This window comes from Wukongibacter baidiensis (assembly GCF_050888315.1).
Classification (GTDB): domain Bacteria; phylum Bacillota; class Clostridia; order Peptostreptococcales; family Caminicellaceae; genus Wukongibacter; species Wukongibacter baidiensis.
Genome location: NZ_CP138202.1, coordinates 2,465,382 through 2,490,992, shown reverse-complemented (window position 1 = coordinate 2,490,992; position 25,611 = coordinate 2,465,382). Strand labels below are relative to the sequence as shown.

At 35.1% G+C, this 25,611-nt stretch carries 20 protein-coding genes; 18 read left to right on the top strand and 2 right to left on the bottom strand.

Annotation, left to right across the window (positions count from 1 at the left end; translation table 11 throughout):
- Positions 1-5: 5 nt before the first annotated feature.
- Positions 6-593, top strand: a complete 588-nt coding sequence (locus R9X47_RS11260) for a metallophosphoesterase family protein (RefSeq protein ID WP_432666916.1) — start codon at positions 6-8, stop codon at positions 591-593.
- A 160-nt stretch (positions 594-753) separates the two neighbouring features.
- Here the strand turns inward: R9X47_RS11260 and R9X47_RS11255 are convergent, their stop codons facing one another.
- Positions 754-2,664 (bottom strand): BMP family ABC transporter substrate-binding protein, encoded by a 1,911-nt coding sequence (locus tag R9X47_RS11255; protein ID WP_432666915.1) that lies wholly within the window; start codon positions 2,662-2,664, stop codon positions 754-756.
- A 268-nt stretch (positions 2,665-2,932) separates the two neighbouring features.
- On the opposite strand from R9X47_RS11255, the gene R9X47_RS11250 reads away from it, so the two are divergent.
- The 3 genes from R9X47_RS11250 (at position 2,933) to R9X47_RS11240 (ending at position 5,941) form a co-directional block, all read left to right on the top strand.
- Positions 2,933-4,312, top strand: a complete 1,380-nt coding sequence (locus R9X47_RS11250; RefSeq protein WP_432666914.1) for an MATE family efflux transporter — start codon at positions 2,933-2,935, stop codon at positions 4,310-4,312.
- 21 nt (positions 4,313-4,333) lie between these two features.
- Positions 4,334-4,606 (top strand): metal-sensing transcriptional repressor, encoded by a 273-nt coding sequence (locus R9X47_RS11245; protein ID WP_432666913.1) that lies wholly within the window; start codon positions 4,334-4,336, stop codon positions 4,604-4,606.
- 255 nt (positions 4,607-4,861) lie between these two features.
- Positions 4,862-5,941 carry a peptidoglycan-binding domain-containing protein gene (locus R9X47_RS11240; protein ID WP_432666912.1) on the top strand — a complete coding sequence of 360 codons (1,080 nt, stop codon included), beginning with the start codon at positions 4,862-4,864 and terminating at the stop codon, positions 5,939-5,941.
- Between the two features lie 136 nt (positions 5,942-6,077).
- Here R9X47_RS11240 and R9X47_RS11235 read toward each other — a convergent pair whose 3' ends face one another.
- The gene (locus tag R9X47_RS11235; protein ID WP_432666911.1) at positions 6,078-7,055 is read right to left on the bottom strand and encodes an esterase/lipase family protein; all 978 of its coding nucleotides are present in this window, start codon (positions 7,053-7,055) and stop codon (positions 6,078-6,080) included.
- 328 nt (positions 7,056-7,383) lie between these two features.
- On the opposite strand from R9X47_RS11235, the gene R9X47_RS11230 reads away from it, so the two are divergent.
- From R9X47_RS11230 to hypD, 14 genes are all read left to right on the top strand, one after another.
- A complete protein-coding gene (locus tag R9X47_RS11230) occupies positions 7,384-8,058 on the top strand; it encodes a hypothetical protein (protein ID WP_432666910.1) in 675 nt (224 codons plus the stop codon).
- 61 nt (positions 8,059-8,119) lie between these two features.
- Positions 8,120-8,443 carry a metal-sensitive transcriptional regulator gene (locus tag R9X47_RS11225; protein ID WP_432666909.1) on the top strand — a complete coding sequence of 108 codons (324 nt, stop codon included), beginning with the start codon at positions 8,120-8,122 and terminating at the stop codon, positions 8,441-8,443.
- Positions 8,444-9,213: 770 nt separating this feature from the next.
- Positions 9,214-10,908, top strand: coding sequence for a glycosyl hydrolase family 18 protein (locus tag R9X47_RS11220; RefSeq protein WP_432666908.1), 1,695 nt, complete (start codon positions 9,214-9,216; stop codon positions 10,906-10,908).
- Positions 10,909-11,222: 314 nt separating this feature from the next.
- Positions 11,223-11,621, top strand: a complete 399-nt coding sequence (locus R9X47_RS11215) for an FxsA family protein (protein ID WP_432666907.1) — start codon at positions 11,223-11,225, stop codon at positions 11,619-11,621.
- Positions 11,622-11,802: 181 nt separating this feature from the next.
- Positions 11,803-13,224 (top strand): sigma-54 interaction domain-containing protein, encoded by a 1,422-nt coding sequence (locus tag R9X47_RS11210; RefSeq protein ID WP_432666906.1) that lies wholly within the window; start codon positions 11,803-11,805, stop codon positions 13,222-13,224.
- Positions 13,225-13,601: 377 nt separating this feature from the next.
- A complete protein-coding gene (locus tag R9X47_RS11205; protein WP_432666905.1) occupies positions 13,602-14,537 on the top strand; it encodes an ABC transporter permease in 936 nt (311 codons plus the stop codon).
- 10 nt (positions 14,538-14,547) lie between these two features.
- Positions 14,548-15,501, top strand: coding sequence for an ABC transporter permease (locus R9X47_RS11200; RefSeq protein ID WP_432666904.1), 954 nt, complete (start codon positions 14,548-14,550; stop codon positions 15,499-15,501).
- A gap of 16 nt (positions 15,502-15,517) precedes the next feature.
- Positions 15,518-16,591 carry an ABC transporter ATP-binding protein gene (locus tag R9X47_RS11195; protein WP_432666903.1) on the top strand — a complete coding sequence of 358 codons (1,074 nt, stop codon included), beginning with the start codon at positions 15,518-15,520 and terminating at the stop codon, positions 16,589-16,591.
- Entirely contained in the window at positions 16,578-17,555 is a 978-nt protein-coding gene (locus tag R9X47_RS11190; RefSeq protein WP_432666902.1) for an ABC transporter ATP-binding protein, read from the top strand. The genes R9X47_RS11195 and R9X47_RS11190 overlap by 14 nt, the downstream gene beginning before the upstream one ends.
- 87 nt (positions 17,556-17,642) lie before the next feature.
- A complete protein-coding gene (locus R9X47_RS11185; RefSeq protein WP_432666901.1) occupies positions 17,643-19,454 on the top strand; it encodes a peptide ABC transporter substrate-binding protein in 1,812 nt (603 codons plus the stop codon).
- A gap of 171 nt (positions 19,455-19,625) precedes the next feature.
- Complete coding sequence (locus R9X47_RS11180; RefSeq protein WP_432666900.1) at positions 19,626-20,699, top strand: M24 family metallopeptidase; 1,074 nt, start codon at positions 19,626-19,628, stop codon at positions 20,697-20,699.
- 35 nt (positions 20,700-20,734) lie between these two features.
- Positions 20,735-21,835 carry a M24 family metallopeptidase gene (locus R9X47_RS11175; protein ID WP_432666899.1) on the top strand — a complete coding sequence of 367 codons (1,101 nt, stop codon included), beginning with the start codon at positions 20,735-20,737 and terminating at the stop codon, positions 21,833-21,835.
- A 439-nt stretch (positions 21,836-22,274) separates the two neighbouring features.
- On the top strand, positions 22,275-23,177 hold the full coding sequence (locus R9X47_RS11170; protein ID WP_432667622.1) for a trans-4-hydroxy-L-proline dehydratase activase: 903 nt from the start codon (positions 22,275-22,277) through the stop codon (positions 23,175-23,177).
- Between the two features lie 6 nt (positions 23,178-23,183).
- Positions 23,184-25,556: a trans-4-hydroxy-L-proline dehydratase gene (gene hypD, locus R9X47_RS11165; RefSeq protein ID WP_432666898.1), complete on the top strand. Its 2,373-nt coding sequence runs from the start codon at positions 23,184-23,186 to the stop codon at positions 25,554-25,556.
- The last annotated feature ends 55 nt before the right edge of the window (positions 25,557-25,611 follow it).

Sequence of the window (25,611 nt, the reverse complement as noted above, 5' to 3'; positions counted from 1 at the left end):
ATAAAATGAAAATTTTACTTGTATCCGACGCAGAATCAAAGTTCATTTGGGATTACTTCCAACCAGACAAATTTGAAGATATTGATCTGATAATCTCATGTGGTGACATGAAGCCTCAGTACTTGTCTTTTTTAGTGACAATGATAAGGGCTCCGCTTTATTATGTTCATGGGAATCACGATGATATATATTTAGAAAGGCCACCCGAGGGTTGTGATTGCATAGATGGTAAAATTGTTAAATATAAAGGCATAAGAATTCTAGGACTAGGTGGTAGTATAAGATATAGTGATGGGATATTTCAACATACTGAAAGGAAAATGAACTTAAGAATCTTAAAGCTTAGACCACAGATATATTTTAACAAGGGTTTCGATATATTAGTCTCTCATGCGCCAGCACTAGGATTGGGAGATGGTGATGATTACTGTCATCAAGGCTTTAATTCATTTCGGAAACTATTGGAAAAATTTTCACCCAAATACCATTTTCACGGACATCAGCATTTGAGTTATGGCAGACAGGAAAGAGTTATAAAACACAATGGAACTACTATCATAAATGGATATGGGTATTATATATTGGAATACTAAAAATGGGTGTCTCAGAAATTCATTCATCCTGAAACACCCCGGGGCTGAACTCATAAGAGACCTTTATGAGATAGCCCCTTTCTTGTGTTAAAAAATCACTTAAAGTGTAATTTGAAATATGAAACTTTAAACAATAAAGGGTTGCCTGATGTCTTTGTACTTACTCAATAACTTCAACATTATCAACAAACCAATCCATATTAAATATCATATCGCTTGTAGGAGTTAATTCTTCTTTTATTCGCTCATGCCCTTTGTTATCATATACTGGACCTGCAAAGGGATGAAACTCCTTGCTGATAATCGTCTTTTTCATGATCTCTATAAGCTTTTGAGTTTCCAATGGAATGAATTTTTTAGAATAATATATATCAAGGACTCCAGTATCCATACCCCACCAGAAATTAATAAGCTTAGAACTGCCATTGAAAATATCAACAATAGTTTTAAGGCTATCGTTAATTATACTATTCAATATCTTTTCATAGAAGATACCCCATTTCCATATTGGTGCCGCAAGATATTTTGAAGGAAGCTTTGTTTCCGGATCTATTGTGCATAACATTGAATAAGTACCATACTTTTTTGTTACACCCCTTGGTACAATTAAGTTCTTATTCGATACGATATCTGCACTTGCATCAACAAGCTTTTCGCTTATTAATGTTGTTTTCTCAGGGTTATTCCATTCATGTGTCCATGCAACTTTTACCTTTGAATAGGGGTTAACCATTTTACATCCAAGGGCAAAGGCGTTAATACAGCTTATTACCTCGGGTGTTGGATGGGTAGCAGTGTAACCAATAATATTAGACTTTGTAAGTGAACCGGCTATTAAGCCGATCAAAAATCTAGGTTCGTAGGTTCTTCCAAAATAGTTAGATAGATGCATGTATGGGCGGTTCTCAGAGCAATTAAAAAATCTGATATTTGGATATTCTAAAGCACACCTAAGTGTAGCATTTGCATAGATTTCACTGGTAGTAAATATTACATCATAACCTTGCTCAGCTAGGATTTTAATACTATCATAGGCAGAGGCATCCTCAGGTACATTATCTATATAGGACGTTTGAATCTGACCATCAAAAATCTCTTCAATGTATTTTCTTCCCAGCTCATGGGAATAGGTCCAACCGGAGGAGTCTTGGTCACGGCTATATATAAATCCTACCTTTAACTTTTTCTGTGGAATGATTCTGTTTGTTATAGTAGACAATACATTTCTTTGATTTGTCTGAGTTGGTGAAGTTTGAATATCCGGCTTAACATTTTTGAGCATACCGTCGAGTTCCTTAATAACCTGCTTTAGCTGTTGTTTCAGCTTTTGACTATCTAGTTTATCTGGAATCCCATAAATACATGCGTATTCTATAAATGCATCTCCCGTAGTAATTGGAAGCTTATTTCCTCCTAGCTCATAATATATATTCCTAAAGGTATTGTATACATAGGTTTCGAAATGCTCATATTTATTATTGGACATAATAAGATTAGGGTTATAATCCTTTAAAAGAGTCAGTAGTACCTTAAAGCCCTTTAATTGTGAAAACCAAATATTATATAAATTTGTTTCTTTATTAAATTTAAGAAACTCATAATAAATTAAATTGTTTATATCAGACTTATCCTTTTTAGGCAGTAAACGAATGACTTCAGCTTGATATGAATGTGCATCGAAGTATTTTAAAATGCTTATTCTTTTGTTGCCTTCAATAACATAAAAAAAGTTCATAAACTCGTAAACCTTCACGGGATCTCTTAAACCCTCGTTCAAATGAGCATCACATAAAGCAATCCATTTATCTCTGAACTCTTTATTATTATTGTCAAGGGGCATGAAATTTCTAGAAAAGGAAGTGCTTCTAGAATGTGTGTAGGTTCCCTTAACCTTTCTTAAAGGTATCTCAAGAACGCCCAAATTGATTGTTGATATTATATCGGTTTTTTTGAGAAGACCCTCTAAGGAAGGCAATAAAGATACGTCTCCTTTGTGGAGGCTATTGGAATAGTCCTTTTTCCCACGCTTTAAGGCCTTATTATAATGATCGATAGCTATTGGATTATTCATAATACTCCTCTCCAAAATGTATTTGAGTATTTAGATATATAAATTGAGCTTTTCTAAGAGCTCTCTACAGTTAATATATTATATCAAAAAAAATATGTGCTTTCTATTAAGTGAAGAATAGTTTACATTTGAGAAGAAAATAAGATTTGAAGAGTAGAATAATCCAATTTCTGGGTTGTCCTACTCTTTTTTTGATTGCAATATAGATAAAACGGGAGTATAATATAAATATCCCCCTGTGGGGGATGTTCATATCGGGGGTGAAGACATGGAATCAGAAAAAGTAAGTACTATATCAAAGCCGTTCTGGGTTGATAACAATAAAATTAAGATAGTCCTAGCATTGGCACTACCAGCAATGGTAGAAAATATGCTGCAGGTGCTTATTGGAGTAGTAGACGCTTATTTTGTCAGTAGACTCGGAACGGAAGCTATAGCAGGTGTGGGAATAACAAACTTAATTATGAACATATATATTGCTTTCTTTATTGCCATCGGAGTAGGCACAACGGCAATAGTAGCTAGAAACATTGGAGCAGGAGATACTGAATCGGCAAATCATTCAGTCAAACAGTCAATAATATTATCCCTGGGGATAGGATTAATCTCTGGAATTATAAACCTACTGTTCTCTAGAAGGTTGTTTCTACTTCTTGGGGCAGAAGAGAGGGTTATAGAATATGCACTTCCATACTTTTTAATAGTAGCAGTTCCATCGGTATTTCTATGTGTGATGATGGTTCTATCAAGTTCCTTGCGCGGAAGTGGAGATACAAAAACACCTATGAAGGTAGGTTTAGCCGCGAATGCAATAAATGCTGTACTGGATTATGTATTGATATTTGGTGTATTTAATTTTAGTGGTTTTGGAATAATTGGAGCAGCGCTAGCAACTACAATATCTCGAATTGTTGGAGTGGTTATATTACTTATAAAACTTAATGATAAAAAATCTAAGGTATCGGTTAAAATAAAGGATAAGTGGAAAATAGATAAAAAGGCAATAAAATCTATAACAAAGATTGGATTACCTGCTGCCATTGAGAAGCTTATAATGAGAACTGGACAACTAGTATATAGCGGTATGATAATAAAGATCGGAACAGAGGCCTATGCTGCTCACAGCATAGCAGGTACTATAGAGAGCTTCTCTTATTTACCGGGAGTTGGATTTGCAATAGCTGCATCTACATTGGTGGGGCAAAACCTAGGGGCTGAAAAGCCAGAGGAAGCTAAAAGCTATGGATTGATATCAAACTTCTTATCTACTATCTTTATGGTAGTTGTAGGTGGTATTTTCTATATATTTGCTCCAGCTTTAGCAGGTATTTTTACAAAGGATGTAGAAGTATCTATCTTAGTTGTAAAGGTTTTAAGGATTATAGCATTGTTTCAGCCATTCCTATGTATAACCTTTGTAATAACCTCAGCTCTACAGGGGGCTGGAGATACAAAATTCCCTATGTATTCTACATTGATTGGTATATGGGGCGTTAGGGTTTTAGGAGTATACTTCCTAGGTATAGTGTTAAATATGGGATTGGTAGGAGTATGGATTGCTTATGCCTTTGATATATTTATCAGGGGAATAATACTGATGAGTAGATTTATGAAGGGTAAATGGAAGGAAATAAAAATTGAAACATAGATTTGTAAAGGAGTTTTTTATATGTCTGAACATAACCACCCACAAAGAAAACAGATCATTAATAGGATGGCAAGGATAGTTGGTCATGCCAATGCGGTGAAAAGAATGTGCGAAGAAGGAAAAGAGTGTACTGAGATTTTAATACAAATAGCAGCCGTAAAGTCAGCCCTCAATAATGTGGGTAAGTTGATTCTTGAAGACCATGTTAATCACTGTGTTCTTGAAGCCGTTGAAAACAATGATAAAGACGCCATAGAAAAGCTTCATGATGCAATAAATAAGTTTGTGAAATAGAAAAAGTCTTATAAATAGAAATATAATTAAAAAGAGTAGGAAGATTTTCTTCTTACTTTTTTTCTTGAAAAGAAACCAGACAAAACCCAAGAAATATTCTTACCATATTTTACTACTTAACTTATCTTCTGGATTTATTGAATTGATATAGATAAATATGTATAATATAAATATCCCTGCAAGGGGGATATTTTATGTCGAAAAGATATACCTGTTAATAAGTTCGCTAAAAGAATTATGAAAAGGGGAAATAAAATGATCTATAAAAAGTGGGCTCTTACATTAGGACTGTCCTTAGCCTTGATATCAAACGGAGTTGTATTTGGTCAAACTAATAATATAGATAACAATGTATATAAAAAAGGCATGGAAAATGAAGATGTAAAAATAATTCAACAGGCCCTAAAGAAAGATGGAGTATATACCCATGAAGAATTTACTACATATTTTGGTGACATAACTGAAGCTGCTGTTATCAGCTTTCAGAAAAAATATGACTTGCCATCCGACGGAGTAATCGGTGAAAAGACAGTAGAAAAAATGGAAGAGCTTGGGCTGTTTGCTGCAAATAATGGGACAAGCATAGTTATTAACTTTGATGGAGGTCAATACAAAAAAGGGATGCATCATGAGAATGTAGAAAAAATTCAGAGAGCCTTGAGTATTGATGGTGTATATGAGGAAAAGGAATTTACTACATATTTTGGTCCTATTACAGAGAATGCTGTTAAGGCATTTCAAAAGAAATATGAAATTAATCCCGATGGTGTTGTAGGGATAGGTACTTTAAATAAAATGAAAAGTCTAGGACTCATTGACTTTACTGTGACAGAAGCTGTCAGTAGAGGTACAAGAAGAGGTGCATTTGGAGAGTACTTGGACTGGTGGAAACAAGTAAAGAATAAGCTTATAAAAGTAGGAGCGGTTGTAGAAGTGCAAGATGTTGAAACAGGATCAAAGTTCAAGATCAAAGTAACATATGGAACTAATCACGCAGATGTTGAGGCAGCTTCATCTAAAGATACGGAAATAATAAAGAAGATATGGGGTGGCGAATTTAGCTGGGAAAGGAGACCTGTGTTAGTAAAAGTAGGTAATAGAACTATTGCAGGATCAATGAATGCAATGCCCCATGCAGGTAGAGAAAAGTATCCAGAAGGTAAGTATATTAGTAATAGAAGTGGAGGCTTTGGAAAGGGCTATAACTTTGATACTGTAAAGGGTAACGCTATGGAAGGTGTAATTTGCTTACATTTCAAAAACAGTTTGTTACATAAAAATAATAAGCAAGATCCGAAGCATCAAGCGGCAGTGAAGAAGGCTGCGGGGAAATAGAAAAATAATTGATTTAGGAGAATAAAAAAAGGGTGTAGGTATTTATATAACTACATCCTTTGATTTTATAATCATTTTGGAGAAAAACCTGATCAAAACAAGGGGATATGATGTCTTCGAATTTTTATTATTAACATTATCCTTCTGATAACAATACCTTCTTCAATATATCTTCACACTTATAAAGTATGTCTACATGGCTTCCTTGTAAAATATATTTCTCTCCTTTTAGAGAAAAAACACTGTTTACCATAGCATTACCATCGCCGTCTATAGATTGAGTAAAGCCTACAACTCTTCCATCGGCCCACATATCCTCAGATTCCGAAGGTACTACATGTAAAAAGTTCATAGTCTTTTCTCCGATTCCAGCTATAATTGTAACATTTACATCTCTTTTCTCTATTATATTCATATTCTTATTTAACTCATCTAAAAATTCATTTTTACATTCCATGCTACTATATGGTTCGAAGGCCATGGCTCCATCGAATTCCTTGTAAAACAAATAATCACCATATTGAGAAGAAGGAAGTATATCATATAGAGCTTCAAAATTAGCATGGATATCTTCCATCTTGTTATCTCCATAAATCTCTCCAGATATCCACATGTATTCATCCATATAGAGCCTAACAAAATTTAACCCTAGACTTTGGCTGGCAGGGAGTTCTCCGCCCTCCCAGTAGCTATAGCTCGTAGGTGATCCTGCGTTTGGGGTAGCGATGATAACCATCTTATCAACATCATAATCATAAAAGTCACTTTGAATATAGGCCCTAGCAACAAGACCACCCATACTATGACATATAAGATTAACCTTGTCTGATCTCGTTTTCTCTTTTACACGATCTATTGTTTCTAAAAGATATTTTCTAGCTGAATATTCACAGCTTTTTCTCCAATCGTAAAAGGATATAAACAAATCATTGTTTAGTCTATATCCCATTTTAAGCAGTATTTCTATGAATGGGTCATAGACAAGCTTTGCCATACCGAAACTCCAATTCCCAGTTCCCGGTATGATCTCGTTACTCATGGACCCAAATAAACCAGGTATGAAGATAACTGGAACATCGTTTTCTATATATGAGTAGTGATTATCAAACAACATCAATAACCTCCTTCTGTAATAGATAAAAACTATTTACTATTAAAAAATAACGTTGTATATCATCTATTCCATACTATGCAGTAGATATAATAAAGTCGCTTGTATAAAATGATTTTCTGAAAATTTATCAAATAAATTTGCAAGACCAATATACCCTTGGGGGGATAATTGCATGGTCTAGGATTTGGATCTATTGCAATGAACATAACAATGTTGTAAATACTAAGGAAAATAACTATTAATTAGTATGGATTTTATATAAACTTTAATATATAATGATATATAAATAAAATGCCCCTAGGGGCATATTAGAGAGAGAGGGAAATGGATGTTAAAAAGTACAGATTTGAAGGAATTTGCTAAATCTATTGGAGCTGATCTTGTAGGAATTGCGCCAGAATCGAGATTTGAGTTGGCACCGCAAAGGCATAGACCCCATGACTATCTTGAAAGTTGTAAAAGTGTAATTTCTCTAGCCTTTAAATTAAATAATGGAGCTATAAGGAGATTACCTAAAACTAGAGATGAATATATGGTAGAATTTACTTATGGAAATACCCATCTATATCGTTTAGCACAACAGGTTACTCGCTACCTAGAAGACAAAGGATACGAGAGCATAGGTTTTACACCTGATTTAGCAAATGCTGTTACTATAAAAGCAGATATTTCCCATAAACATGCTGCTGTTGCCTGTGGGTTAGGAAAATTTGGACTTAATGAACTGCTGGTAACCCCAAAGTATAAATCATCGGTTAGATTAGCTACTGTCATAACTGAAGCATCCTTTGATGTATATGACGAATTACTATCTGATAATCCCTGTGACTATTGTAGAAAATGTATTTCCGTATGTCCAGCAAAGGCACTAGGCAAGTGGGAAGGTGAGTTCTCCCCTGAAATTGGTTATACTATTGAAAAACAACGATGCAGTTACTATCAAAAGACCGTATTAGGCGGTAAACGGTGCGGAATGTGTATTAAGGCCTGTCTATCTTGTTAGAAATTTATACATAGCATAAGGGACAAGGGGGTGGCGGGAAAGTATATAAAGAGGTGAAGGAATGATATCAGAGAAAAAGAAGTTAATCAACAGACTTAAAAGAATTAATGGACACGTTAGCGGTGTTACCAAGATGATTGAAGAGGGTAAGAACGAAGCTGATATACTAGTTCAGATGATGGCAATTCAAGCTGCTATGAAAAAAGCATGTGGAATTGTTGTTGAAGACAAGATTAAGCAGTTGTTATCGAACTCCATTGAACAGAGCATAAATAATCAAAGCGACGAGTGCACCAAGTGTAGTCAATTTACGAATTTAAAGGATACGCTTGATGACATGGATTACGATGAATTGGTTGATTTTGTACTCCGATTTACCAAATAAGCTTGAAAAAATTAAATAATTGTCAGAAAAATATTTTTTTTAAAAAAAGTAAAAAAAATGTTTATAAAAAAATTTGGACGGTATATATATAATATAACTTACAAAGGAGATGGTTCCACCAAAAACTTAAGTTAAAGGAATTGTACAGACAGAAGAAATAAGGAGATGATTCCACCAAAGGCTTAAAAGTTAAAGGAATTGTACAGACAGAACGAATAAGGAGATGATTCCACCAAAGGCTTAAAGTTTAAGGAATTGTGCAGACAGAACGAATAAGGAGATGATTCCACCAAAGGCTTAAAGTTTAAGGAATTGTGCAGACAGAACGAATAAGGAGATGATTCCACCAAAGACTTAAAAGTTTAAGGAATTGTGCAGACAGAACGAATAAGGAGATGATTCCACCAAAGACTTAAAAGTTTAAGGAATTGTGTAGACAGAACAGATAAGGAGATGATTCCGCCAAAGGCTTAAAGTTTAAGGAACTGTAAGACAAGAACTAAGAGGATATTATTTGAAAAAAGCTTGTGGTTTTAAAAGAGTTACATATATATGAAATCAATTAAGAGGTGATTCCACCAAAATATTTTAGGTTTATTGGATAGAAGGCTACTCTGATATTTTAGGGTAGCCTTTCTTATGTCGAATTTTGGAAAAATTTTAATATTGATGGAAGGTTCCCTTTGGTATTAAAATAAAAGAGGAGATATATTTAGGCTTTTGTTGGCATAGTGTATAGTATTTAAGTTCTAGAATAAGGGGGATAATATTTGAAAAAGAATAACAGATCTATAATAGTATTTATAATAATCAGTTTAATTACATTCATGTTTATTGTATATACATCAGAGCTATCTACTGAACCTGTTTTAAGTGTGAATGTAGGCCAAAGGTTAATACTAAAAAAACCAAATTCATTTATTGAATACAGTATTGAAGACAATGCTTTTATTATTGATGAAGAAAATACGATCTATATTTCCCTAGACATACTATCGGAGAAGCTTAATACAAAGGCATATTTCGATCCAGAGGATAAGATTGCTATAATAACCACTCTTGATGAGGTTATAAGATTTTATGGAAAAACTTCAAAGGTTAAGGTAAATAGTAATGAAGTAGATTATATTAAGCCAATGATTATAAACGAAGGTAAACCACTGATACCTATCACTCAAATTAAAGACTATTTAAATATTGAAATCGTAGCCTTAGAAGAAAATGATAGGATAATTATCAGAAGCCTATATGATAGTGAAATAGTAGGTGACGCAGTCTATAGTAAGGTTGTATTGAAAAAAGATAAGAGTATGTGGTCAGAAGTCGTAGGGGTACTAGACAGAGGCGATAATATAAAAGTAGTTGGAGAAGACAATGGATGGGTAAGAGTTTTCACCAATTATGGTTCAGAGGCCTTTATCAAGAAAAGTAGAGTTAAAAATTTCAAAGTAGTTGAAGGGATTGAAAAAGAAATAAGTAGTTCTATTTGGGAGCCTGAGAAAGAGAAGATATTACTTACTTGGGAAGCTGTATATTCAAGAAACCCAGATACTAAAAAGATAAAAGAAATGGATGGATTGAATGTAATATCTCCCACATGGATAGAACTTTCAAGTCCCTCAGGTAACATAAGAAGCAATGTTAGCAAGAGCTATATTAATTGGGCGAAAGAAAGAGGCTATAAGGTATGGGCATTATTTACAAACTCCTTTGATCCTAAACTGACGGACAAATTTTTAAACAATTCCGTGGCAAGGGAGAAAACTATAAATGATTTATTAAGGCTTATAAAAGAAAATAATATGGATGGAATAAATATAGATTTTGAGAATGTATACTTAAAAAATAAGGAACTACTTGTGCTGTTTGTAAGGGAGCTGGCTCCAATCTTCCATGAAAATGGATTAGTTGTGTCTATTGATGTAACTGTAATAGGTGGGAGTGATAATTGGTCAAAATTTTTAGATAGAAAGGCTCTAGGTGAAGTAGTAGACTATATGGCTGTTATGACCTATGATGAACATTGGGCTTCGAGTCCTAAAAGTGGTTCAGTTGCTTCTATTGGATGGGTTGAAAGAGGTATTGAGAGAATATTGGAAGAGGTTCCAGCAGAAAAGCTTTTGCTTGGGGTGCCTTTCTACACTAGGATTTGGACAGAAACCCCTTCAAAGACAGATCCTGATAAGGTAACTGTAAAATCAAAGGCAATATCTATGAGAACAGCTGAAAAAATACTTCAAAGAGACGATATAACTAAGGTATGGGATGAAAAAGCAGGACAATATTATATATCATATGTGGAAAATAACAAGGTTAAGAAAATATGGTATGAAGATGCAAAATCTATAAAGCTAAAGACCGACTTAGTAAAAAAATTCAATCTTGCAGGAGTAGCCGCCTGGAGAAGAGGTTTTGAGACCGAGGAAATATGGAACACAATAAACAACAGTATAAATGAGAAATAGGAACTGTAAGAGAACTCTTTCTGCAAACATTGTGGATAAGGGTTCTTTTGGATTATGAAATCCACAGCTAAAAAACCCTTTAAAATAGTATGAAAATAATATAAAATATGAAAAAGGACTGTAATCCCGGATTAGTCATAGAAAATTTAAAATTCTGCTGCGTCCTTTTAATTCTAAGACATCCATCAAATTCTCGACGTACTGTATGAGTATGACTTCGAACTTGATGAAAGCCTTAGAAATCAAAATTACTTGAACCTTTTTAAATTTTCCATAAATAATCCGGGATAATCCCTTAGTAAGGAGAAATGAATATGTTGTTTAGATTGATTTTACTTTTTACAGTAACACCCGTAGTAGAGTTATTACTACTGCTTGAGTTATCAAAGATAACGAGTATATGGTCAACTATTGGACTAGTACTTGTAACAGGAGTCGTTGGAGCTTACCTCGCTAAAAGCCAAGGAAGGCTGATAATTACTAAAATCAGAATGGAAATGAATGAGGGGAGAATGCCTGGGGATCAGCTATTAAATGGACTATGTGTTTTAGTCGGTGGAGCTTTATTGCTTACTCCAGGAATTATAACAGATGTTGTAGGATTTACCTTAGTTATTCCTGGTACTAGGGAAATCTTCAAAGGAATAGTGAAGAAAATAATTTCAAAGAGACTTCAAGATGGAAGCATAGATATTCATTACAGAAGATGGTAGTATGAATGTTGGCATTAAAGTTGCATATATTATAGTTATTTAAGACAGTTAAAAAAACTGTCTTTTTTCAATAGAGGAGTTTTGTAGAAAATGTAGAACTAATATTTAGAAATTTATAAAATTAAAAAAATTACGATATTTCTGTTCCAAAATTCTTATTAATATAAGGGGATGAGGGAGCTTGGATCATAAGTTTTTATTAGAGTCGATACTTACCCATTTAGATGAAGGCATCTTGGTGGTTAATACCGATGCAGATGTAACCTTCTATAATGAGCCTGCCACAAGTATTGCGGGGATTTCAACAGAAAAAGCAATCGGAAAAAACATACTTGATATTTTTACCGATCTTACAAGTGAAACAAGCACATTTTATCATGTACTTCGAACTAGACAGCCTATGATAGACTACGTCCAGACCTATTCAAATTATCAAGGGAAAAAAGTCACTACGGTAACATCAACTATCCCTCTGTTTAAGGATGAAAAACTAGTTGGAGCACTTGAGATATATAGACCCTTTGATACTGCTAAGGAGTTATCGGAAAAGGTTGTTTCATTGCAGAAGGAGCTATTTAAGAAAAGAAATAAGAAGAATGAATACATAGGAAATGGTACACAATATACCTTTTCCGATATAGTTGGAACAAGCGATTCTATAAGAGAACTTAAGAGAATGGCAAAAAAAATTGCTGATAGTTCATCGCCGGTATTGGTGTATGGCGAAACAGGAACTGGAAAGGAATTAATAGTTCAGAGTATACATAATGCCAGTATTCATAGAAGAAATAAGCCATTTATTGCTCAAAACTGTGCAGCGATACCTAATAGCTTATTGGAGGGAATACTATTTGGTACAGCCCTAGGAAGCTTTACTGGTGCAAAGGATTCACCTGGTCTATTTGAATTGGCAGATGGAGGAACACTTTTTTTAGATGAGATTAATTCTATGGATATAGAGCTTCAAGCTAAACTGCTTAGAGTACTTCAGGATGGAATCATCAGAAGAGTAGGAGGAAGAAAAACAATAAAAGTAGATGTAAGAGTTATTGCCTCAACAAACGAAGATCCTATGAAGGTTATTGAGCAAAAGAAGATGAGAAGAGACTTGTTTTATAGATTAAATGTTATTTCGTTAAAGATACCACCACTTAGAGAGCGAAAAGAAGATGTACCTTATTTAGTAGAAAGCTTTATAAAGTCATATAATAAGAAATTGAATAAAAATATAGTAGATATAACAGATGAATGTATTGAACTTATGAAAGAATATGAATGGCCTGGAAATGTAAGGGAGTTAAAATATACTATTGAGAGCATAATGAACTTTGTTGATGGAAATAGGATAGAAATTAATAACTTACCTTCTAAGATAACAAAATTTAAGGTAGAGGAATCAATAGTAGGATATGAAGAGGATTATAATGAACTTCCCCCATTAAAGCTAGCTATGACAAGGTATGAGAAGAGCCTAGTTATCAAAGCATTAGAAAGATCAAATGGAAATTGTGCGGAGGCTGCGAGGCTTTTAAAGGTACCAAGACAAACCCTTCACAACAAGATCAAAAAATTTGATATAAAATTTAAATGTAAAGTTATATAAATGTCATAAAAATAAGACAAAACAACAATTCTTGGTCAGACCACGTCCCGAAAACGGGACGTTTTTTTTATATATACAAAACCAGCTAGAAAATAATTAGTAAAAGTGAAGAATAATACGAAAAATATCGCAAAATTCTATTTGGCATGAATGTTGCTCTTTTTATCATAATGTATCCAATATTCTAAAAATTACAAAACAGAAGCAAACTTCACAAAAAATTATGCATTGATTTTTTACAGTACATTCTAATTGGATATATTAAAGGGCTGGGAGGGAGGTAAAGGTGAATATATATTGCCCATGGCTAATATTATTTTAATAGGGACAAATATTGATATCAAATAATAACAAAACTTTTTAGGGGGGGAGAAATAATGGGCAAGTTTATTCTCAAAAGAGTAGCATATGGAATTTTTACTATTTTTATTATAATAACAATTACGTTTTTTCTAATCCATGCTGTTCCAGGAGATCCACTGACATCGGGAGGTAAATTCTTACCCGACGAAGCTAAAGCAGCCTTTAGAGCAAAATATGGATTGGATAAGCCTCTTATCGTTCAATATGGAATATACATGAAAAAGCTAATCCTTGAGGGGAACTTAGGGGATTCATTAATCTATATTGGAAGAAGTGTAAATCAAGTAATAAAGGACCATGCACCAGTTACAATGACCTTTGGAGGAATCGCAGTCTTCTTTGAGGTTGTCATCGGAATCATATTAGGAATCCTTGCGGCATTCTATCGTGGCAGATGGATTGACAAGTCTACAATGATATTAATCATACTCGGGATATGTATACCACAATTCGTTTTTGCATCACTTTTACAATATATTTTGGGTGTAAAACTAGGAGCATTACCCATATTTGGTTGGGGAAGTGCTAAACACATAGTAATGCCAGCCCTTGCCTTAGGTATTGGAGGCGTAGCATATTATTGTAAATATATGAGAAACAGTACCTTAAGTGTCGTTGGTGAAGATTACATCATGACTGCAAGGGCAAAGGGTGTCGATGGACCAGCCTTAGTCTTTAAGCACGTTATCAGAAATTCAATCATTCCCATAATTACTATGATCGGACCCCATTTGGCTTTTATCTTCATTGGAGCCTTTGTAATAGAGAAGATCTTTTCTATACCTGGACTAGGAGGATACTACATTGTTGCTGTAAACGATAGTGACTATTCTATGATTCTAGGACTTACTATTTTTGTTGCTGTTCTATACATAATTTCACTTATCATAATAGACATATTATACGGAATAATCGATCCAAGAATTAGAATAACAAAGGGTAAGAGATAGGGGGATGGTTATGACTGAGATAGTAAAAAATGATCTAAAGTCAGTTGATTTAGAGCTTACTATGGATAAGTTTGTAATGGTAGGTTGTGAGGACTTAGATTCAGAAAAGATTGATAGGCCAAGCATTACATATTGGCAAGATGCATGGAGAAGGTTTAAAGCAAATAAGATTGCAGTTAGCGCAGCATTATTACTCATTATAATTGCACTACTGACGGTATTCGGACCAATGATTTCAAAGTATGACTTTTCACAGGTTAATCCAACGGTGAAGAATTCCTTACCCAGTGTTGAGCATTGGTTCGGAACTGATAAATTGGGGAGAGATCTTTTTACTAGAGTATGTATTGGAGGAAGAGTTTCCATTATCATAGGTATAATTTGCACCTTGGTTATTATTGTGATAGGAACCATCTATGGGGGAATTTCAGGATATTTTGGCGGTTATGTTGATGACATAATGATGAGAATAGTTGAGATTATAGGAAGTATACCACAATTAATATTAATAATACTGATTTCTCTAATATTAGGCCGAGGAATGATTCCCTTGATAATAGCAATGACAATCACTGCTTGGGGAAATACTGCAAGAATGATTAGAGGGCAAGTCCTTCAATTGAAGGAAATGGAATTTGTATTGGCTGAACAAGGCCTTGGAGCAAGTTCGTGGCGAATCATAATTAAACATTTAATTCCAAATACATTAGGACTTTTGATCGTTAGAATTACCTTTTCTGTACCATGGTTTATCTTTAATGAAGCATTTTTAAGCTATATAGGTCTAGGAGTTCAGCCGCCTGATACGAGCTGGGGTGCTTTAGCCGCTGGGGCACAACAAAATATGTTGTTTTATCCTTACCAATTATTCTTCCCTTGTCTTTTAATAAGTCTTACGATGCTTACATTTAATCTGATGGGCGATGGATTAAATGATGCATTAGACCCAAGACTGAGACAATAATTTAGGAGGATTTATTATGAAAAAAATATTAGACGTTCGAAATTTGAGAGTATCTTTTCATACCTATGCGGGAGAAGTAAAGGCAGTTAGAGGATTAGATTTTAACTTAAGTAAGGGTGAAACATTAGCCTTTGTTGGTGAATCGGGCTGCGGAAAGACGGTTACATCGAAATCAATTATGAAGTTATTGCCAACACCTCCTACTGATATAAAAAAGGATTCGGAGATTATTTTTTATACAGAGGAAGAGAATGGCACAGAAATTGTAATACATGAGGATGATATCCTCAAGATGAATAGAAAAAAGCTAAAAAAGATTAGGGGGTCGGAAATATCGATGATATTTCAAGACCCTATGACTTCACTAAATCCTACAATGAAGATCGGAAAACAAATAGCGGAAAGCTTGATTATACATAGAGGGATGAACAAAAATAAGGCCTTTGAAGAAGCAGTTAAAATGCTTGAAATGGTAAACATACCAAATGCAAACAAGCGTGCTAATCAATATCCCCATGAATTTTCAGGTGGTATGAGACAAAGGGCAATGATAGCAATAGCCCTTGCATGTAATCCTAAAATACTTATAGCTGATGAACCTACTACAGCTCTTGATGTTACTATTCAGGCTCAAATAATGGATTTGATTAAAGAGCTACAAGAAAGACTAGGCACGGCGGTTATATTAGTAACTCATGACCTTGGTGTGGTTGCCGATGTTGCCGACAGAATACAGGTGATGTATGCGGGAATGATTGTTGAGAGGGGAACAACAGAAGAAATATTCTACAATCCAAAGCATCCTTATACTTGGGCTCTGCTTCAATCGGTTCCAAGGCTGGGAATAAAAAATAAGGCTGAGCTTTATTCACTACATGGTACTCCTCCGGATCTAATCAACCCACCAATAGGATGCCCATTTGCTCCAAGATGTGAATATTGCATGCCTATATGCAAAGAAGCGATGGCTGAAACAACTAAGATAAGTGAAACTCAAGAAGTATCATGCTGGCTTCAACATTCAATGGCTCCTAAGGTTGAACTTCCTGAGGTCCTTGAGGTAGGAGGTGAAATGAATGCAGCAAAGTAACCCATTAATACAGGTCAATAATCTGAAGAAGTACTTTAAGGTTGGAAGAAAGGCTGTTCTAAAAGCCGTTGATGGTGTAAGTTTTAACATCGAAAGAGGTGAAACCATAGGATTAGTTGGAGAATCAGGATGTGGGAAGACCACATGTGGTAGAACAATAATGGGACTCTATAGTGCTACTGGTGGAGAGGTTCTATATAACGGTATAAATGTCCACAGCCTTAAGGGGGATGCTAAAAAGGATTTTACAAGGAAAGCACAGATAATTTTTCAAGATCCATATGCATCCCTGAATCCAAGGATGACAGTTGGAGATATTATAGCCTCGGGGATAGACATACACGGATTATATTCTGGTAAAGAAAGAACTGACAGGATATATGAATTGTTAACCTTGGTTGGATTAAATAAAGAGCATGCATCAAGATTTCCCCATGAATTCTCAGGTGGACAGAGACAGCGGATTGGAATTGCTAGAGCCCTTGCAATGGAGCCAGAGTTCATAGTATGTGATGAACCAATTTCGGCCCTTGATGTTTCTATACAGGCACAAGTAGTTAATCTACTTATAAAACTACAAAGGGATTTCGGACTGACTTATTTATTTATAGCCCATGATTTATCTATGGTAAAACATATTTCAGATAAGGTAGGAGTAATGTATCTGGGCCATATGGTTGAGTTAACATCAAGTAACGAATTATACGGTAAACCACTACACCCATATACACAGGCACTATTATCGGCTATTCCTATTCCCGATCCTAATACTGCAAAAAGTATGGATAGAATCAAATTAAGGGGTGAGGTACCAAGTCCTATTAATCCGAAGCCCGGATGTAGATTTGCTGCTAGATGTGGATATGTAAAGCCAGAATGTCATGAAATAACACCTAAACTAACGGAGATAGAGAAGAATCACTTCGTTGCATGTCATTTATATAGAGCTCCTAGTGAAACTTAATTTATACATAACAAAATATCCAACGATTTTAAGGAGTTTTGATGTGTATAACAGGAGTTTTAAAAATAATTTTAAAGGGGGATTAAAATGAAGGGTAAAAAGTTATTGTCAATCTTTTTAGTAGTAGTTTTAATGGCTACAGCATTATTAGCTGGTTGTGGAGGAAATAAGCAGACAGCTACTGAGCAGCCTAAGGAAGAGCAAAATACTGAGGAGCAATCTGGCTCCGCTAAAGAAAGTAAGACTAAAAAGGGAGTCAAGGTTGTTAATGGTATAGAGATGGATGAAAAGCAATATCTAAATATAGTTGGTGCTGAGCCTAAGACTATGGATTCGGCTACATCAAGTATAGTTACATCCTGGATAGCACAGGGACCGGTTTTCGAAGGTCTTACAAGGATTCAAGGAAGTCCCGATGGAGATAAGATTGAAGCTGGGGTTGCAGAGACATGGGAGGTAAGTGAGGACGGAACAGTTTACACCTTCCACTTAAGAAAGGATGCAATGTGGAGTGACGGTGTGCCTGTAAAGGCCGAGGATTTTGCATATGCTATAAAGAGAGTTATAGATCCTAGAACTGGATCACTATATGCATGGCTCTTTACACCTGTATTTAAGAACGCGGGAGAGGTAAATGCCATGAAGGTCGATGAAAATACCGATGCAGAGATTGACGCAGCATTAGAAACCGTTGGAGCAAAGGCCGTTGATGATCATACTTTAAAGCTAGAATTGACATCAGCCCTTCCATACTTTATGCAGCTAACATATTTCCCAACTCTATATCCACAGAGAAAGGATATTGTTGAGAAATGGGGCGATAAATATGGTACAGAGCTAGAAACAATGGTATATAACGGACCATATGTACTAACCGAGTGGGTACATAGAAATAAAATGGTCTACGAAAAGAATCCAAATTACTGGGATAAGGATAAAGTATACCTAGATAAGATAATCAGACATGATATTGAAGAGGATAGTTCACAAAACCAAGCCCTCTTAACTGGTGAGGTAGATGTTCTAGAAACGGTACGTATGGAAATGGAATGGATAGAAAAATTGAAGACCATCGATGAGATTAACTTTGTATCAAGAAAATATCCCGATGTAGGATACCATATGTTTAACTGCTTTGATAAGTACTTTAAAAATGTAAAGGTTAGAAAGGCCTTTTCAGCTGCCCTCGATAGAGACGCATTTATAAGCGATGTTAGAGGTGGAGTAGGATATCCAGGTTGGGAGTATATCCCTGACATGCTTGTGATAGGAGATGCAAGCTATAGAGAGAAGGTTGGAGATACAAAATTTGTTAAGAAATTATTTGACGAAATAGAAGATCCTAAGGCATTATTAATTGAGGGATTAAAGGAATTAGGTGAAGATCCAGATCCAGCAAAGATGAAGGTTAGCATGATGTTTAGAGGTACCGATGAAAAAACTAAACAGTTGGCTGAATGGTACCAGTACATCTTCAAGGAAAAACTAGGTGTAAATATGACCTTAGAGCTTCTAAAATATAATGTTGCCTATGATAAGCAGAAAAAGCTCGAATTCCAGATATTTGACACAGGCTGGACCGGAGATTTTAACGATCCAAGTAACTTCATAGACTTCTGGCACTCAGATACAGGATACTATAACTATAAGAGAACAGGCTGGAAAAATGAAGAATTTGATAAGCTGATTGAAGAGGGCGCAAGTAGTCTTGACACTGATGTTAGAGCTAAAGCCTATAGGAGAGCTGAAGAGATATTGGTTTATGAAGATTGTGCTATCATGCCTTACGACCACAAGCAAGTACTTCATCCAAGAAGAAATTATGTAAAAGAACTTAATAAGCCAGTTTTCGGACATCAAGACTATAAAGGTGTATATACCCTTGGAAGAAAAAGATAACAAATAGAATTCTAATAGAAGTCCTTGGAATAAAAAATGTCCAAGGGCTTCTACTTTTTGTTCCATTGAATATTTATTAGTTCATTTAATAAAGATAAAATTGGCATAGATATTGCAATAAATAAAAGTTATGGATTCATAATAAATTTATAAATTATAGGAGGGTTTTCCATGTCTAGAATTGAAAGATTACTAAGGAAGTTAAAAGAAGATAACCTTGATGGACTATTGATGATTACCGACGAAAACATTAGATATCTGACAGGCTTTACTGGGTCAGACTCATTTATTATTATTACACCAAAGGGTAACTACTTTATAACCGATGGAAGGTATGTTGAGCAGGTGGAGCAGGAATGCCCAGAGTTCAAAATTGTTAATTGGAGACAGCCATCCCGTAGATTATCAGAGGCAATAAGAGATATAGCGGAGGAGCTAGGACTTAAGAGCCTTGGCTTTGAAAAAAATCATGTCAGCTATGAACTGTATCAAGGTTTAAATCAAGATATAACTGATATCAAGCTTATTCCCACAAAGGGTATAGTAGAATCAATAAGATATAGAAAAGATGATGACGAAATACTGAAAATAAAAAAGTCCTGTGAGATATCGGAAAATGCCCTTAATAGATTATTAGGTTCCATAAAGCCAGGAGTAACAGAAAAGGAACTTGCAGCAGAATTGGAATACCACATAAAGAAGCAAGGTGCCGATGGGGTAGGATTTGAAACTATTCTGATATCCGGTAAAAGAACCTCTCTTTTACATGGGAAGCCATCGGATAAAAGGATAGAGCATGGAGATTTTATAACTATTGATTTTGGTGCCATGTACGATGGGTATATATGCGATATGACAAGAACTTTTGTAGTAGGAGAGGCCAGCGAAAAGCAGAAAGAAGTATATGAAACTGTAAAGGAAGCTTTAAGCTATGCAACTAATTCTATAAAGGCGAATATCTCAAGCAAGGTACCATGTGAGAGGTATAATGAAGTTATTGAAAAGGCAGGTTACCTTGATTACTACTATCCAAATCTAGGTCATGGTGTTGGACTTTTTGTCCATGAAGAACCATCTATGGGTCCTTCCTCAGAATATACCCTAGAGAAAAACTGTATTATAACAGTTGAACCAGGAGTATACATTCCTGACTGGGGAGGAGTAAGGATAGAGGATATGATTTTAGTAACTGATGAAGAATTTGAAATACTTACAAAGTTTCCAAAGGATTTAATGATTATATAAATATTTAAATACAATGTAATTTTGGAGGGATTAGAATGTTAAATAAGCAGTATATTGACAAGCTAATAGGAATTATGAAGGATGAGAAGCTAGATTGTATGTTCATAGCTCCTTCAGAGGATCTAGAGTTTTTAATGGGATTCTCACCCCATATGGATGAAAGATTCCAGGGACTTTTTGTAACTAGTAACGGAAAGTTATTTTATATAGTTCCTCAGTTAAATAGAGAAGAGATGCAGGAAACTATAGGTGACAATGGTAAGGTCTTTGATTGGGGAGATGGTGAAGGGTTCCTAGGAGTTCTTACTAAGGCCTTTGAGGAATATAATTTGATTGATACAATTATAGGTGTTAATGGTACAGCAAGGGCAGTAAATATGTTGGACATTAAGGATACCTTAAATGTTGAATTTAGAAATGGAAAAGCTGCTCTAGAGGAGCTAAGAATAATAAAAACTGAAGAGGAAGTAGCGAACCTTAGAGAAGCAGCTAGAATGGCAGACAATGTTTTTGATGAGCTTACCAAATTCATAAAGCCAGGAATCTTAGAAAGGGATATAAGGGACAAAATCGAAGAACTATTTGCGGAGATGGGAGCAGAGGGATTATCATTTAGTCCAATCGTAGCTTCAGGACCTAATAGTTCAAAGCCTCACTATAACAAGTATTCAAGAGTTATAGAGGAAAAGGATATAATAATCCTTGATTTCGGGTGTAAGTACAAAGGAATGTGCTCTGATATATCAAGAACAGTATTCGTAGGAGACATATCGGAAGAGGAAAAGAGGATATACGATATAGTGTATAGAGCCAATGACGCAGCTGAAAAGTATGCCAAGGAAGGTGTTACAGCTGAGAGTGTCGATGAGATAGCTAGAAATATAATTAAGGATGAAGGTCATGGTCAGCACTTCCTAAACAGAGTTGGTCATGGAATAGGGTATAGTGTCCATGAAGCACCATACATAAAGGGTGGAAATCAAAGAGAGCTTCAAAAGGGTATGGCCTTTAGTATAGAGCCGGGAATCTACTTATCAGGTAAGTTTGGTATTAGAATAGAGGATATTGTAGTAGTTTCTGATAATGGTATAGAAATACTTAATAAGGCACCTAAGGAGCCGATTGTTATAAAATAAAAATTTCTTGACCTAAGTAATAATTTTAACCTTATAGAAGTGTGATTGAGAAGCTTAATTTCTTCAATCACACTTCTATATATTTAAGCGATTTATGTCACATGTGTTCGAAATTTGTCCCTAAAATGAGACATTGTCCTACAAAATGATTTGCAGCGTCTCAAAAAAGAGATAGTATAAACGTATAAATATAAATCTCTAGATATATATAAGCCTATTGAATTTCTTTTTAATATAGCCTAAAATAAAAGGACTAATTGAAATATTATGAAAAGTTAGTTTTTTTCAGGTTTTAGAAGAAATTTTATAGGCTTATTATATATTTACAGAGCTTTATAGGTCAAAAAACCAACATCTATATGGGAAAATATATAAATTGGCATACAAATTGCGTAATTATATGTTAAATCGAGGGCGAAAAATGATGGGAGCGATACTAATGACCCAAGGTACTATTTTTAATATCCAAAAATATTCAATACACGATGGACCAGGAATCAGAACAACGGTCTTTTTAAAGGGTTGTCCTCTAACCTGCTGGTGGTGTCATAATCCTGAAAGTCAAAGAGTTAAGCAGGAAATTGTATTTTGGCAAAACAAGTGTATAGCCTGTGGAGATTGTGAGAAGGTTTGTCCTGTAGGTGCTGTGAAATTTGATGAAAAGGGTTTTAACTTGGACAGGAGCAAGTGCATATTATGTGGTAAATGCGCAGAGGTATGTCCAAGTGAGGCCATAGAGTTAATAGGAAAGAGAATAACTTTGGATGAAGCTATGAAAGAAATAGAAAAGGACATGGTTTTTTACGAGGAATCAGGGGGCGGTGTTACCTTTTCAGGAGGAGAACCGATGCTACAGATCGATTTCTTAGATAGGATTTTAACAGCATCGAAGCAAAAGGGAATACACACTGCTGTAGATACTTCGGGATATGGACCGTGGGAGAATTTTGAAAGAATTATGGATAAAGTAGATTTATTCCTATTTGATATTAAGCATATGGACGATGAAAAACACAAGAAATACGTAGGAGTATCGAATGAATCTATATTAAAGAATCTAAGAAAGCTAGCTCAAAATGGAAATAAGATTTGGATACGTATTCCGATTATACCCGGTATAAATGATGATGATCTAAATATTAAAATGACATCTGATTATATTTCATCTTTAAATATAGAAGAGGTATTTATACTGCCCTATCATAGAATTGCTATGGATAAGTATAGGAGACTGAATATGGAGTATAAGGTACCAGATATTCGGGAGCCAATGGATGAAGAAATGAAAATAATAGATCAGAAATTTAAGGACAATGGAATTATTGTCAAGATTGGAGGGTAATAGACGATGAGAAGAGGAATGAATGAAAGGGTACAAAGTCTTAGGGAGGAAAGTGTAAATGCCATACCAAGAATCTCTATTGAAAGAGCTGAGTTGGTCACTGAGGCATATAAGAAATATTCTAGAAAGGTTTCTATTCCCGTATTGAGAGCATTAACATTTATGGAACTATGTGAAAATAAGACGATTTGTATAAATGATGGGGAATTAATTGTAGGAGAAAGGGGAACGGCTCCTCAAGCAACCCCAACATATCCAGAACTTTGTTGTCATACCCTAGAGGATTTTCAGATCATGAATGACCGCAAGAAGATATCCTTTAAGGTAGATGATGAAGCTAGAAAGGTACAAGAAGAAGTAATAATCCCCTATTGGAAGGGTAAATCAATTCGTGATCTAATATTTGATCAAATGACTGAGGAATGGGTGGATGGCTATGAAGCAGGAATATACACTGAATTCATGGAGCAAAGATCACCAGGGCATACCGTTGAGGATGGGAAAATATATAAAAAAGGTTTTCTAGAGTTTAAAAAGGAAATCGAAGATGAAATTGAAAAGCTAGATTTTATTGGTGATCCTGAGGCCTACGACAAACAGGAACAGTTAAAGGCCATGGCTATTTCATGTGATGCCATTATAAGATTTGCTGAGCGTCATGCTGAAAAAGCTGAGGAAATGGCAATGAAAGAAACAGATGAAGCTAGAAAGAAGGAGCTAGAGGAGATAGCTGAGGTTTGTAGATATGTTCCAGCCAATAAGCCTAGAAGCTTTAGGGAGGCCCTTCAAACCTATTGGTTTGTACATTTAAGCGTAATAACTGAGCTAAACACATGGGATGCCTTCTGTCCAGGCAAGCTTGATCAACACCTCTACCCATTCTATAAGAAAGAACTAGAAGCTGGGACCTTGACCAGGGACGAAGCAAAAGAACTTCTTGAATGCTTCTGGGTAAAATTTAATAATCAACCTGCTCCACCAAAGGTAGGGATAACCTTAGAAGAGAGTGGAACCTATACAGATTTCTGCAATATTAATATTGGAGGCATAGAACCCGATGGAACCGATGGTGTAAACGATGTATCCTACCTGCTTTTAGAGATTATTGAGGATATGAGAATTCTACAGCCTAGTACAAATGTACAGGTAAGTAGAAAGAATCCAGATCACTTCATAATTAAGGCAGCAGAGGTTATTAGAGAAGGTATGGGATTCCCATCGGTATTTAATACAGATGCAGTTGTTGAAGAATTGCTTCGTCAAGGAAAGACCCTTGAGGATGCAAGATGTGGAGGTACAAGTGGTTGTGTAGAAGTAGGCTGCTTTGGAAAGGAAGCCTTCATTTTAACTGGTTATTTTAACCTTGTAAAGGTATTAGAAATTACACTCCACAATGGAGTTGATCCTAGAACTGGAAAGAAAATTGGTATAGAGACCGGTGATCCAAGGAAATTCAAATCATTAGATGAATTATTAGATGCATTTAGCAAGCAACTACATCACTTCGTTGAGATTAAGGTTAGGGGTAACAATGTTATTGAAAGAATATATGCCAAATATATGCCAGCAACATTTATGTCAGTAATTATTGATGATTGTATTAAAAAGGCTAAGGACTACAATGACGGTGGAGCCAGATATAATTCTAGATATATCCAAGCCGTTGGGATCGGAACTATTACAGATGCTCTATCTGCAATCCAGTATCACGTTTTTGACAAGAAGTATCTAAGTTTTGAAAAATTAATGGAGGTCTTAAAGGCTAACTTTGAAGGTTATGAAAAGGAACGTCTATTGTTCTTGAATAAAACGCCTAAATACGGAAATGACGATGACTATGCAGATGATATAATGTTTAAAGTTTTCAATATCGCCCACGATGAGATAAATGATAGACCGACAGTAAATGGAGGAAAGTATAGAATAGAGATGCTTCCTACCACATGCCATGTTTATTTCGGATCAGTATGCGGAGCTACCCCCGATGGTAGAAGAGCAGGAATTCCGCTTTCAGAGGGAATTTCACCTGTACAAGGAGCAGATAAAAACGGACCTACAGCTGTAATTAAGTCGGCATCCAAAATGGATCATCTCAGAACCGGTGGAACACTGCTTAATCAAAAATTTACACCAAGTGTTGTAAAGGGTGAGGGTGGACTCAAGAACATTAAGGACTTAATAAGAGCATACTTTAAGCTCGACGGACATCACATTCAATTTAATATAGTAAACGTAGAAACACTAAAGGAAGCCCAGAAAAATCCAGAAAAATATAGAAATCTCATTGTTCGCGTTGCAGGATATAGCGATTACTTCGATAACCTTGATAAGAGCCTACAGGATGAAATAATCCGAAGAACAGAACATAAATCTTTTTAATATATATTATTTTTAATATTTTTTCTCCCTTATTTAATAAAGGGCATAATCTCCA

Excerpts from the sequence above, each read along its gene's own strand:
- R9X47_RS11260 (WP_432666916.1), top strand. The coding sequence starts at position 6 with ATGAAAATTTTACTTGTATCCGACGCAGAATCAAAGTTCATTTGGGAT.
- R9X47_RS11255 (WP_432666915.1), bottom strand. The coding sequence starts at position 2,664 with ATGAATAATCCAATAGCTATCGATCATTATAATAAGGCCTTAAAGCGT.
- R9X47_RS11250 (WP_432666914.1), top strand. The coding sequence starts at position 2,933 with ATGGAATCAGAAAAAGTAAGTACTATATCAAAGCCGTTCTGGGTTGAT.
- R9X47_RS11245 (WP_432666913.1), top strand. The coding sequence starts at position 4,334 with ATGTCTGAACATAACCACCCACAAAGAAAACAGATCATTAATAGGATG.
- R9X47_RS11240 (WP_432666912.1), top strand. The coding sequence starts at position 4,862 with ATGATCTATAAAAAGTGGGCTCTTACATTAGGACTGTCCTTAGCCTTG.
- R9X47_RS11235 (WP_432666911.1), bottom strand. The coding sequence starts at position 7,055 with ATGTTGTTTGATAATCACTACTCATATATAGAAAACGATGTTCCAGTT.
- R9X47_RS11230 (WP_432666910.1), top strand. The coding sequence starts at position 7,384 with ATGTTAAAAAGTACAGATTTGAAGGAATTTGCTAAATCTATTGGAGCT.
- R9X47_RS11225 (WP_432666909.1), top strand. The coding sequence starts at position 8,120 with ATGATATCAGAGAAAAAGAAGTTAATCAACAGACTTAAAAGAATTAAT.
- R9X47_RS11215 (WP_432666907.1), top strand. The coding sequence starts at position 11,223 with ATGTTGTTTAGATTGATTTTACTTTTTACAGTAACACCCGTAGTAGAG.
- R9X47_RS11205 (WP_432666905.1), top strand. The coding sequence starts at position 13,602 with ATGGGCAAGTTTATTCTCAAAAGAGTAGCATATGGAATTTTTACTATT.
- R9X47_RS11200 (WP_432666904.1), top strand. The coding sequence starts at position 14,548 with ATGACTGAGATAGTAAAAAATGATCTAAAGTCAGTTGATTTAGAGCTT.
- R9X47_RS11195 (WP_432666903.1), top strand. The coding sequence starts at position 15,518 with ATGAAAAAAATATTAGACGTTCGAAATTTGAGAGTATCTTTTCATACC.
- R9X47_RS11190 (WP_432666902.1), top strand. The coding sequence starts at position 16,578 with ATGCAGCAAAGTAACCCATTAATACAGGTCAATAATCTGAAGAAGTAC.
- R9X47_RS11185 (WP_432666901.1), top strand. The coding sequence starts at position 17,643 with ATGAAGGGTAAAAAGTTATTGTCAATCTTTTTAGTAGTAGTTTTAATG.
- R9X47_RS11180 (WP_432666900.1), top strand. The coding sequence starts at position 19,626 with ATGTCTAGAATTGAAAGATTACTAAGGAAGTTAAAAGAAGATAACCTT.
- R9X47_RS11175 (WP_432666899.1), top strand. The coding sequence starts at position 20,735 with ATGTTAAATAAGCAGTATATTGACAAGCTAATAGGAATTATGAAGGAT.
- R9X47_RS11170 (WP_432667622.1), top strand. The coding sequence starts at position 22,275 with ATGACCCAAGGTACTATTTTTAATATCCAAAAATATTCAATACACGAT.
- hypD (WP_432666898.1), top strand. The coding sequence starts at position 23,184 with ATGAGAAGAGGAATGAATGAAAGGGTACAAAGTCTTAGGGAGGAAAGT.